This is a genomic window from Paludibacter jiangxiensis (genome assembly GCF_001618385.1).
GTDB lineage: Bacteria > Bacteroidota > Bacteroidia > Bacteroidales > Paludibacteraceae > Microbacter > Microbacter jiangxiensis.
Genome location: NZ_BDCR01000001.1, coordinates 1 through 13,214, shown reverse-complemented (window position 1 = coordinate 13,214; position 13,214 = coordinate 1). Strand labels below are relative to the sequence as shown.

Annotated in this window: 3 protein-coding genes; all 3 read left to right on the top strand. The window is 40.9% G+C overall.

Annotation, left to right across the window (positions count from 1 at the left end; all coding sequences use genetic code 11):
- The first annotated feature begins 184 nt into the window (after window positions 1–184).
- The 3 genes from PJIAN_RS00020 to PJIAN_RS00005 all read left to right on the top strand — a co-directional run bounded on the left by PJIAN_RS00020 (window position 185) and on the right by PJIAN_RS00005 (window position 13,207).
- Entirely contained in the window at window positions 185–4,264 is a 4,080-nt protein-coding gene (locus PJIAN_RS00020; RefSeq protein ID WP_068700990.1) for a T9SS type A sorting domain-containing protein, read from the top strand.
- A gap of 602 nt (window positions 4,265–4,866) precedes the next feature.
- Window positions 4,867–12,411 carry a DUF8202 domain-containing protein gene (locus PJIAN_RS00010; protein WP_153802434.1) on the top strand — a complete coding sequence of 2,515 codons (7,545 nt, stop codon included), beginning with the start codon at window positions 4,867–4,869 and terminating at the stop codon, window positions 12,409–12,411.
- Between the two features lie 313 nt (window positions 12,412–12,724).
- Window positions 12,725–13,207: a CYTH domain-containing protein gene (locus tag PJIAN_RS00005; protein WP_068700987.1), complete on the top strand. Its 483-nt coding sequence runs from the start codon at window positions 12,725–12,727 to the stop codon at window positions 13,205–13,207.
- The last annotated feature ends 7 nt before the right edge of the window (window positions 13,208–13,214 follow it).

Genomic DNA, 13,214 nt, shown 5'->3' with positions numbered 1-13,214 from the left:
AAGGGTCGGCCGGGTTAAAATGAAATTATGAATTGTTTAACCCGGGTAGCTCTTTTGCTCTTTTAAATGTTAAATAGCTTATTTGTAACATATTTAGGGTAATCACATTATATCTTTGTTGAGTTAATTGTATTCTAAATCTCGTCAAAAGAATACGTAATTCAACTTTCTAAATTGAATATTTATGGGAAATTTTACTTTTTCTACAAAATATAAATTGCAAGGCTTATTGTTAGTTTTATCTATCTTTCTTTGCAATATTGACTGCCTTGCTCTTGATACCTGGAATGGTAGTCAAAGAGGACCGGCTCCCGCCTTAAGTGGAAGTACTTATACGATTACCCGATGTAGAGAACTTGCATGGCTCGCCGATCAGGTAAATGTAGGAACTACGTTTGCCGGCTTTACCTTTATTCTGGCAGACGACTTAAATCTTGGCAACTTTAGCTGGACGCCAATCGGTAATAATACCCGTCCTTTTTCCGGCACTTTTAATGGTCAGTCACGCACTATTTATAACCTCAATATCAATAATTCTGGCAGTAGTTATGCCGGCTTATTCGGCTATATCGGAAATAAAGCGTCCATCTCGAACACTTATTTATCCGGTGTCGCTGTTTTAGGGGCATCTTATGTGGGAAGTCTGGTTGGTTGCACGGGAGACAACATCTCCATTACCAATTGTTCAGCGGTTAATGGTAGTGTCACGGCCAATGTGAATTATGCGGGTGGTTTAATTGGTTATTCGCAGGATGGGGTGGTGAAGAACAGTTTTTCTTCCTGTAACGTTTTAAGTCCGGGAGCTGCCAGCGTGGCCGGTGGATTTGTGGGCAGTATCTACAAAACCAGCTCTTCTGCTACAACATTCATCAATTGTTACTCAACCGGGTATGTTACGTCCACCGGATATTGCGGAGGCTTTATAGGCTCAATGGACGGAGATAGTCCGTCATTTACAGGTGATATCATCAACTGCTATGCTACAGGACCTGTTTTATTCTATAATTATAATACAACAACAGGCGGATATGGAGGCGCATTTGTTGGTAATGTAAGCAATAAATCGAATGTTATAAATTGCTTTGCAACCGGAAGTGTATACGGATTTACTAAAAACGGAGGTTTTGTCGGCTCTACAAATGGGAACCCCACATTTAGCCATTGCTATTTTGATATACAGGGAACCGGAACTACCGTAGGTATAGGCCGTGGAGCGGGACAGGATAATCAAAAATACAGCCTTTACGGGTTGTCTACCAGCGAAATTACTACCGCTTCTGTTGTATCCGGGTATCTGGACAATACTGATTACGGAACCGGGGTCTGGACCTTTACGAATGGTTATTATCCCGAACTGACCAACTTTAAGGCAGGGAGCAGTGGATATGCAGTCAGCTCGCCTGCCGTCACAGTGCCCACGCTGACACCGACCGCAGAGCAGAAAGCCTGGTCGTCATTATCCGCCACGCCCGAGTTTTTCACCGATCCGGATAAAAGTGTTAATGTGGCGAATGCAATCACGGCGCCCCTAACAACATCCCCTGCGATAAGCACATCTTTAACCTGGGATGGTAACCCAAGAAGCGGAGACAAAGGCGCTTTGGCTTTTAATTCTTCCAGTGGAGTCGAAACTATGATTCCTATCCTAAACGGCAATTATAATTATCAGGCTACCGATGGAGCAGGGCGGATTAAACCTTTCTTTGTTCATATAAATCAGACAAAAGCCTATTTCGTCAGATCCTATAGCGGAGTAGATGATGGAACCGATGGAACCGGACTGTACCACGATGGCAAGACATGGGCAAAAGCATTCAAGACTGTGCAATATGCTGTTGAGAAAGCAAAAATGCAAACGCCTAAATTTCTGGTATGTGTTGCTGCCGGCAATTATAATTACAATGCATCGTATCCATATGCTACCGGCGAAAACTTCAGGATGTGTGGAGGTGTTGACGTTTACGGAAGCTTTAAAGAAGACAGCACGCTAAACAACGGCTATGCGGGTATGGACACGCGCTTTGCCAGCGGTTATTCAGTCCTGAACGGAAGTGCTACCCGTTCTGTTTTGGCATCCGATTCTGTCGATTATAAAAAAATCACTACCTGGGATGGTTTTTATATGACAGGCAGCTCAACCTCCGGATATGCAGCAATAATTCCGGGGAAAGGATGGTTGTTAAATGCTGTGTTCAAGAATAATAACGCTGCATTGAATTTATTAAACCGGTCAAAAGCGGTAAACATTCTGGTGGCAAACAATAACAATGCAGCCAATGCTGCCGTAGCTATGGCAGATACTGCCAAGTTGGTTAACGCTACTATCGTATACAACAGCGGTCCGGCAATTGCAGTCGGCGGTACTCTGAAACCAATAGTGACGAATTCGATCCTTTGGGGGAACAGTAGCAATTTCTATGCTTCCGGCGACACGGCCAAAATAGTAGTCAAATATTCAGCATTATCCGGAGCGCCTGATTTGGGCGGCAAATGGATTACATTTGGAAACAGTAATGGCAACATAAACCTGTATCACAGATCTCCCAATTTTAAGGAGCCGGGAAAATGTAACTATGAATTGTTGCTTATTTCTCCTTGTCTGGATATGGGAGATATTACGCAAAATACTATAGGAATAGACGTTAGGGGGAAAGATCGTTACTATTACGGCAGTACCACCACTATTGACCTGGGGGCATATCAAAAACAGCCTAGCGACGGTATCGTTGTGACGGGCAATAATTCATTTGCCTATTTCAGATCGTCGTTAATCACCCCAACCATCTCATCTCTGACGGGATCAGAAGTGTTGGTAACGCCTTCAGCCATGCTTGATGCGTCTGGCTCAGCCCCTACGCCTAAAGTGTTAATGCTACAGGACAACAACATAAAAGCTCCTGTTGTAAAAGGTACAATGACTGCTGACAGTATTTTATATGTCCGCTCATTAACAAAATATTGTTCAAATGGGACTACTTTGATGTGGAATCCGTTCGGTATTCCATTCACGTCGTTCAAACTCGATAAGCTGGATGGCATGAAAATAGAAAACAGTGTCAGAATTGAGCAATACGAAGAAGCTACACGCGCTCTTACCGGAATGACAAAAGATGCGTGGAAACCTTATCTGGGAACAGACTGGAATAAGACATCTCTGAGTTACTTTGTTTCCGGACGTGGTTATATGGCGGCCGTAAATTCAAAAGTTCCAAACAATGTAGTTTGCAACACGCTTATCGTGCCTGCTCAAAAAGGAACTGTAATAACTGACGCACCTAATCTTGTTTCGATTCCGGTAACCAGAACAGTTTTGACTCATGGCTGGGGCGAAGAAGGTTGGAATTTTGTTGCTAATCCATTTTATCAAACGGCTACTTTTGCGGACAATCCCGGCAACTGGCCATCAAACAGCGATTATACGCCTGTTTATATGTATTTGCCTGAATATAATATGTATGACGTAATTTTGCTCAGCGATTTCAATGCACGGGGACTCTCTGCGTTTAGCACGGCTTTCATTAAAGCAAGTGTTAATACGCAATGCCAAATGCAAACGTCGTCACTGAGTTCTCCGATGCGTGTGAGTCAGTTCAAACAGCCGGATGTCAAGCCAAGTACATTCAGATTGCAAATAGCAAACCAAAGCGGACGAAACACTGCCTATGTGATTTTCGCCAACGGAACCCACCCGGAGGGAGTTGATAATGAAGATACCCCGTCGTTAGAAGATGTCAATGCCAACGCATTGGGTATTACAACCAACGCGAGCGGGAGTCCCGTCGCTTTAGCTGTGAACGCCATGCCATTTATTGGGACTCGGATGGAAGTGCCGATGTCTGTAAAACTACCGGAAGGCGGGTCTTACATTTTGTCATTGCCGGAAGGTGATGACTCTACCTTAGTAAAGATCATCGAATCTAATGGAGTGGAGCATAGTCTTAACAATGCAACATATACAATTACAACAGACAAAGAAACTACTTTCAATTACACGTTGTTGTTCGATCGTAGCAAGGCTGCTGCAAGTCAAAGCGGTTCTTTGTCAAATTCAGATGTCCTTGTCTCTCAGAATAAAGAAACTGTTATGATCTCAAGCAATCAGAACCTCAATAGGGTTTATGTTTTCACTATGCAGGGACAACTTATCCAAACGTTTTCCAATGGAGGAACTTTGCTTCAGTTCAATCTGCCGACTGCCGGTTCTTATATCTTGAAAGTTATTACAGACCAAGGAGCAATAAACAAAAAGATAGTTTGCCAATAAGTCAAAGGCATTGCATGCGCAACTTTATAAGGCCGTCTATTTCAGTTTTGAATAGACGGCCTTTATTAATCTTCCGGTTCATTATCACTAATTTCTTTCTGTAAAGATGACTTTTTCTGATGAAAATAAGCCCGACCCGGCATATTGTGTATTTGGAATGTTTTAAATGAATGTGTGACTTGTTTAAAATTATGTGTCTGTATGTCTGGTTTTTGCTTTTCAGTCCCAAAATATAAATAATTACGATTCTTTTTAACCAAATATCAATCTATTCAACTCTGTAAATAATACTAAAAACACTTTCTGGCTCCTTACTGTAATAGCATCAGCATGGAATGCTTACTTATTATTTAACAACAGATTGTTACTTCATACAAATATAAGCTTGTGATTTTTTATATCAACCTCATTTTTAGGTGTTTTGATGTAAATGTGAATATATTAAAATTTAGTTAACAGATCAAAGATTATTAGCTATAAATTACTTTTATTCATAACTTTGTGTTTTATGGGGTTTTATATCCGAATTGTACAGTTTTCGGATCAACCATAAAAATTTCAAAACATAAAGTCTTTAATCCTTGCGAGAAAAATACTTTCCTATGAAGAGAATAACCATACCGATAACGAAAGGACACATCAAAACGACAAGAAATTTTACTTGCATCTGGAAACTGAAATTTTCTAAAAGAGCGTTTGTAGTAGCCGTAATGCTGCTGTTTGTCGTCTCGTTTATGCAGGGAGTAACAAGAACTGCTTCTGTTAGCGGCAACTGGAGTAACACTGCCACATGGGGTGGAGCTGCTGTTCCAACTTCATCGGAGGATGTTGTGGTTAATAACGGGATCAATGTCAATGTTGACGTTAATGCAGCTTGTAAATCATTGTCAATCGCCAGCGGTAATAAATCTAGTTATTTGACTATTAGTGGAACGTGTAAATTGGATGTTAGTGGTTCTATTACAATTAATGCAGGTTCTGGGTCTGGCAATAACAAATACATTGCTGTTGGGTCTGGAACATTAAATGCGGGCTCTGTGACTATGGCAGATACTGGGGGAGATAATAGAGACTCTTATATAAGTATATCAACAGGAACAGCGACAATTAGTGGCAACATTACCATGAACGGTTCATCTAACAGAAACCAAATAGTTTTTTTTGATGCAGGTTTTTTGAATATGGCTGGCACAGGAACTATTAGCGGCGGTACAATATCATCCGTAGCTGGAGGATACACCGCTCTTTCAAGTGGAACTGTAAACTACAACGGAAACGCCCAAGCTATAGGAGCTTATGCTTATTACAATTTAACTTTATCTGGTAGTGGAACAAAAACCTTCGTCGCTTCAACTGTAATCAACAATAATATATCGATAAACAGCGGAGCTTCAGCTAATTTGGGTGCCGGTTTAATACATACGGCTAATGCCTTGTATTTGAATGGCTCTTTACAGCCATCATCGATTTATGGTGGCACCGGTTCTCCTGCAATCTACATAAATACGGCCTATTTCGTTCCAGCAACAGGTGTTTTAAGCACTGCGAATAATTGGACAGGAGCAACTAGTACGGTCTGGAATACTACATCAAACTGGTCAAAAGGCACCGTACCAACGGCTTCAGATGATGCTTTTATTCCAAATGTTACTAATAAACCTGTAATTGGAACAAGTGCAGTATGTAATAATTTAGCAATTTCACCATCCTCTTCTGTTACCATCAATGGTTCCAATACTCTTTCTGTTGCAAGAAATTTGAATAGCTTTGGTACGTTTATTTGCAATGCCGGTACGCTTTCAATAGGAGGGGATTTTACGAACAGCGGGACTTTCAATTCCAATACAGGAACTGTTGTTTATAACGGAGCTGCTCAAACAATGGCAGCTGTAAGTTACTATAATCTTACATTATCAGGTAGTAATACTAAAACACTAACAGCCGGGTCTGCTATTACTGCAAATGCCCTTACTGTATCTTCCGGTGTAACCTTGTTATTAAATGGAACAAGCTCTCTAACCCCAGTTAGTGTAACTGTTGATGGTGTCATTTCTGTAAGCAATACAGCATTACTAACAAAAGGTACAGGTACAATCTCATTTAATAGTGGCTCAATTTACGAACATGCCCGTAACGGAGGAGCAATTCCTACCGCGACTTGGCAGAGTGGTTCATTGCTCAAGGTTACAGGAATTACAAGCACTATAGTCAAACTGCCTTCCAATATTGGAGGAAGTGTAGAATGGAATTGTCCTGCTCAGACAGTATCAGGAGATATATACACGAGCGTTGCGGGTGGTGCTACGTTTGCTATTGGAGAAAACCTAACATTAACAAATACAAATAGCGGTTCGATCAGTTTATTCAATTTAAACGGCCAAGTTCTGAATATTGGAGGAAACTATACACAAACAAATGGCTCATTAACAATTGAAGAAAATGGCACTAATGACAATCAGAGTATTAATATATCAGGAGATTTTAAATTAAGCGGCGGTACTTTTTCGGAATCAGCAAATGTTGGAAATACGATTAATCTTAATATTGCCAAAAATTGGAATCAAACAGGAGGTATTCTTGATTTTAACAGAAGCACTTCCGGCACTTCAAACGTTTCTGTTCGTGGTAATTTTAGTAATACGGCTGGTTCAAATTCAATTACGACGAGCGGAAGTGGAGCGCCTAATGGGAACTTTATATTTAACGGAACCAATCAAACGTTGAACATGCCGACCTCTGATGCTGCAGTCTGGACAACATACACGATTAATGCAGGGAGTAATGTTCAGTTACTTTCAAACATAACTTTAAATGGTTCTAATTCTTCCGGTTTTTACGGACAGATTACAGTCAACGGCACTCTTGATGCCGGAACTTTTACTATTACTGATACCGGAAGTACATCCGGAGCCACCCAGTTTAATCTAAATTCAGGTGGAACTTTAATTACGGCAAACACGAATGGGGTAAATGGGACTCTTCCATCTTCCACTACAACCAAGAATCTAAACGCATCAGCTAATTATATTTTTAACGGCACATCGGCGCAAGTTACCGGGACTTTACTTACCAATGCCAATAACCTGACGGTAACCAATCCTGCCGGTGTTACTCTGAGCAGTAACTTGACAGTGTCGGGAAATCTTTCCATCCTGACATCCGGTACAACGTTAAATTACGATCAATATCAAATAACAGGTAACGCTACAGGTACTATGACCATGGATCCGGGAACAACCCTCACTATTGGTCGTAGCGGCCAATGGAATACAACCGATTTTCCAACAAATTTCACTAAGGCTCACATATCCTTAGACCCGACAAGTACGGTCATATTTTATGGAGGATACCGGGGGGTCTCTTCGTCTCCGGATTATGGTAATTTAATGATAGCATGTACTTCGGGACAGGCTTGTGTTGCGACAGGCAATTTGGTCATAAATGGAGATTTAGCAATTAATGCCGGTTCAAGTTTGCGTTTAGCCTGGAGCGGGTTAAATACCATGACTATCGGCGGTCAACTGATTAATAATGGAAGACTGGAATATGGTAATATTTCCGGTAATGGACAAATAGTTACGGTTGCTGGTAATTTATCAGGTAGCGGAACTATTACTATGACCAGTGCTAATCTGAGTCCGCATACACTTAATCTAAATGGACAAAACAACAGCATAGGTGCTCTTACAACAGATGGCAATAATAGCGTAGTCAATTACGGATATACAGGAGCTGGTACCCAGCAGGTGTTTGCATCACCCAATTATCAAAGCATGACAATCTCTGGCAGTGCCAAAGTGCTGCAGGGAGCTGCTACTGTAAATAATACACTTACCTTGACCAGCGGAGTTTTAACTACCACCACAAGCAATCTCTTAACTATCACCAATACAGCTACTACTGCAATTGCCGGAGGTTCAGTATCATCGTATATTAATGGGCCTGTTAAATGGTCTGTTACTTCGGGTTCGACTTATAATTTCCCTATCGGAAGTAGTTCTGCCTATTTGCCTTTTTCATTAGTTCCAACTGCCACGACAACCGCTCAGATACAAGCATATTCAATGAGTAGTGGAGGTAGTGCTGATGGTAGTACTGTCGTAAATATAAGTTCCACCGAATATTGGTCAATGACAACAGGCAGCAGTGTTTCTGGTAGCAGTATTTCTGTTAGCCGCCCATTAGCTATTACGCCTTTAAATACTCTTGCCGCAGCCTCTTCTTCAAATGGCTCATATTCCACTATGGGAGGAGTACCTGATACTTATAGCGTATCTAATGCTACATATACGGGAAGTGGTACTACTGCTTATTTTGTAATAGCACAGGCAAAAGGATCTTCTATATGGCTGAAAGCTGATGCGGGAACTGGCACCACAACAGATGGCTCTCCTGTGGACACCTGGGTCGATCAGTCGGAGGGATCGAATGATGCGTCTGCAAAAAATACAGCTCCTCTATATAAGGTTCAAGGATGGAATTTCAATCCGGGAATTAACTTCCCAAGTGGAGGAAATGGATATTTTTTATCTGCAAAAAATAATATTACTAACGATATGACCTTTGTGGTTGTTTATAATTCTACTCAAAATAAAACAGGAAGTGCCTGGGCTGATCCAACTCTTATTGGTTGCGAAACGAGTAGTGTGAATAATGATTATTATTTGAGTACAGATAATGGAAAACCTTTCTTCAAGGGTGTTAATACAGATCAGACAAGTCCAATTGCAACAAGTGCATACAATAATAATCTTCCTCATATTGTAAGTGTAACCCGACAAAAGTCAATTACAGGGAATATCTATTTGTATGTGGATGGTTCAGCATCGGTATCGGGAGCCTCAGATAATACTATTTTAAATGCACCACAAAAAATAGGTATAGGTAACCATTATAATGCAGTGACTAGTGCACAATTTGAGGGTGGAATAAGTGAGGTTTACGGAACCAATAGTGTATTGCCAATAACAAATCTGCAGAATTTTGAATCCTATTTGGCACTTAAATATGGTATTACTATAGCACATGATTATACAAACGGTAGCGGGACAACAATATATTCTGTATCTGATCATAAAAACAATATTGCAGGACTTGGTAGCGAAAATACAAGCACGGGCGGTTATGGCCTTAATCAACAAATATCTGCAAGTTCAAATTTGCCATTGGGAACAGCATCCAGAATTGTCATGACAACTTCAGGAAACTTTACAGATGCTAACTCGGCGAAACCTCAGGTTTTGGCTAATGGACAATACATGATTTGGGGGGACGATAATGGATCTATTTCAAGTTGGACAACTAAGGGTGCTTATTCTACAGTAACCCGAACATGGAAAGTTCAGAATACCAGCGTTACAGTTCCTCTTAATTTTCAGATTGACCTGAATTCATCATCATTTCCAACAAGCGATTCAGGTATGTATACATTATTAGTCAGTACCGATGGCTCGTTTAGTAGTAGTACAACCACTGAATATCTGCTTACGTTGCAATCAGGAAGCTTATATGCAACATCAGGTATCACATTTCCAAACGGAACCTGTTATTTTTCGATTGGACATCCTGTGTATAGTACTGCAGTTTATGTTCGCGTTGGAGGTAAGGGTAACCAAACTGGTACATCTTGGTCCAATGCAATGTCAACTATCCAAAAGGCAATTGAGACTTCTAATAAATTAACAACAAAACTTCCGGTTTATGTAGCGGCAGGCTCCTATAGCAACGATGCAAACTACACATATACTTACAATAGTGCGTCTGTGAGTTTTTTAATGCGCAATGGAGTCAGTGTATTGGGAGGATTTGTTGATGATGGTACCACCAGTAATCCCAGTGGAACAACAACCTCGAGATTAACCGGTAGTGCATCGATTCTGAATGGAAGCTACAGTCAGGTGTTGGCTCCAGAATCTGCTTCATTTACAAATGCAACTGTCTGGGACGGATTTTACATAAAAAATGCACCTTCCGGAGCTTATGCGGCAACTATTCCTTCCAATGCAACAATTCAAAATTGCAAAATCAGATCTAACTCAGGTGGAGGATTGAATTTATTAACAGGCACATCTTCATCAAAAAATGCTTCTGCGTATAACGTATTAGTGGCGGATAATGGAGGTGTCGGAGTTGCAATGGCTGATTATGCAAACCTAATCAATGCCACCATTGCCAATAATGCCGGCGTTGGAATCAATTCAGGTTCGGCTTCTGCAACAGTAACCAATACTGTTCTGTGGAAAAATTCGGACAACGTAACCGGTACTCTTCCAAATATAACTTACAGTGCCGCCGGTTCTAATTATGCCAGTGGCTATACAAGCAATATCTGGAATGCGAATACAGTAACGACTCATAACTTTGAGCTGTATCACCGTTCTCCCAATTTCAAGGATCCAGCAAACGGAGACTATTCTCTCCTGCTGATTTCTCCATGTCTGGGGAAAGGATTGGCAAGTTCTAATACAACGACAGTGGATGCAAATGGAAATATCCGAAAAAATGGCACATCTATCGATATAGGCGCTTTTCAGAAATGGGATGGATATACGGTTAGTCTGGTAAGCTCCACCACTACCATCACAAAATATCCCAATGGACCGGTAACATCCACGCTCTCAGATTTGAATAATGCGGAAGTTCTTCTTAATCCCGGCACAACACTTAATATTTCAGGGACAATTACTCCATCGATCCTTACTATATATGACGATAACACAACATCGCCAATAATAACCTGTGCAGCTTCAAGCTCTTTGACAGCAAACAAAGCACTTTATATCCGCAAGTTCAAGAAGCTAAGAACCGACGGTAGTCAGGCCTGGACATTCTTTGGCGTCCCCTATGATGTTAATGTCAATAATATAGATGGTGCCATAATTGAAAACACTGCAAGGATAGAACCCTACACTGAAAAAACCAGAGCGGATTATGGAGCTAATAAAAGTGCATGGACAACACGATTGAACACGACCAACAGTACAATGCACCGCGGAACAGGGTATGCGCTTCAACTGAACAATAAAATTGTGGAAGGCGATCCTTATTATGGCAATATCGTAATCTTCCCTTCTGGCGGACCAGTTACATTTCCAAAAGGAGATGTGTTTAGCAGAACTTTGGAATATGATACAAACGCGAATACGTCATGGTTTGATTGGGGCTGGAACTTTATATCCAATCCATTCCCTCAAATTGCTACCATTGAGTATAGTACCAGTAATTATTGGCCATTAAATAGCAGCGGTACTACGGATCCGTCAGTGAACGCATATGGAGGAGGGGTCTATACTTATGATACAGACATCGATACTTATGACATAATACCTCTGGTTAGCTTTTACACCAGGGGACTTGCTCCTTTTGCCGGATGTTTTATTAAAAACGGAGCCAATATTGGAAATATTCAATTTAAACAACTGGCATCCAGTCCGAATCCTCTAAAGGTAAAAAGTTTTTCAGATGTTGAGCAGGTAACATCCGACATAGCCAAGCCAATGTTGTTTCATCTGCATGCCTCCGGGAATAATAAATCGGGGAATACATATGTGTTGTTCCATCCAAATGCGCATGCAGCTCAGGTTGAAATTGAAGACTCACCAAACTGGTCAGCATCGTCAAACGGATCGAATATAGTAATGAATACCTTTGCTGAAGGCAGTTCTCTGGGGCTCGGTATTAATATGCTTCCTTTTACAGGCAATTCGATAGAAATTCCTCTGCAGATTAGTGTCCCCGACAAAGGCGATTATACGATTACATTGCCGGAGAAAGACTCCACTTTGGTCGTTTATATAAAAGATGACTCCGGATCATTAACTAATTTGAATTTGTCTTCATATACATTTTCAGTCGCAGATGCAACATCGGTTCCCAATTTTGCTTTAGTGTTCAGAAAGAAGACAGGCTCGCTTGGTGAAAATACTGACAGCAGAATTACATTTATTCAAAGCCAGACTAACATTGCTGTATACGGTCTTGATGTAATGAAACAACTTCTTGTTTACACTCCAACCGGGCAGCTCTGCAAGCAAAAAGAGCTAAACGGCTATGAAACGTCAATCGATTTGCCATCTATCCCCGGAGTGTATCTGGTGAAGATTGTAACCAATAAGGGCGCAGTTACGAAGAAAGTAATCAATCCATAAATCGGAATTTTATTTTGTCAGGTTCGAGAGCGGCATGTATTTGGATAAAGTACATGCCGCTCTTCTTCTTTTATGGCATTACTCGTGTCTATATCAACTCTGGCAAAATTGCTCTCCATTGGAAAATGCTTAATCAATATCGGTTCAACTAATACACTAAACGGGACAACATATTTCATCTTTCCTCTCTTTATGCGACAGAGAATTTGTTTCGGTCACTCCTTATTATATAGTATAACTTAGTAAGAGCAATTGTCCAATGCTCTAACAGCTTTTTTATATCTTTGCCATCCTACATTAAAACAACTATACTATGCCTCTCGAAATTGAACGGAAGTTTTTAGTCAATGGAGATTTCCATCCCTTTATAACCAGCACTACCTATATAATGCAGGGCTATCTTTCATCTGTTCCCGAAAGAACAGTTCGTATCCGAATTAAAGATGACAAATCGTTCATAACAATAAAAGGAAAGAACAACCAATCGGGGGTGAGCCGCTACGAATGGGAAAAAGAGATTCCGGTTGAAGAAGCACGGGAGCTAATGTCGCTTTGCGAACCCGGAATTATTGAAAAAAAACGACATGTCATCCCGAATTCTTCCCTTTTTTTTGAGGTCGATGAGTTCATGGGGTACAATTCAGGGCTCATAATTGCCGAGATTGAGCTCCCAACAGAGGAGACTTTGTTCGAAAAACCATCATGGTTGGGTAGGGAAGTGACGGGAGATGTGCGTTTTTACAACTCTTATCTGTCCAAAAATCCCTATGCAAAATGGAAATTGAGCAACCTTTGAAACATTT

What these genes read in the sequence shown, in the direction of transcription:
- PJIAN_RS00005 (WP_068700987.1), top strand. Translation starts at nt 12,725, where the DNA reads ATGCCTCTCGAAATTGAACGGAAGTTTTTAGTCAATGGAGATTTCCAT.
- PJIAN_RS00020 (WP_068700990.1), top strand. Translation starts at nt 185, where the DNA reads ATGGGAAATTTTACTTTTTCTACAAAATATAAATTGCAAGGCTTATTG.
- PJIAN_RS00010 (WP_153802434.1), top strand. Translation starts at nt 4,867, where the DNA reads ATGAAGAGAATAACCATACCGATAACGAAAGGACACATCAAAACGACA.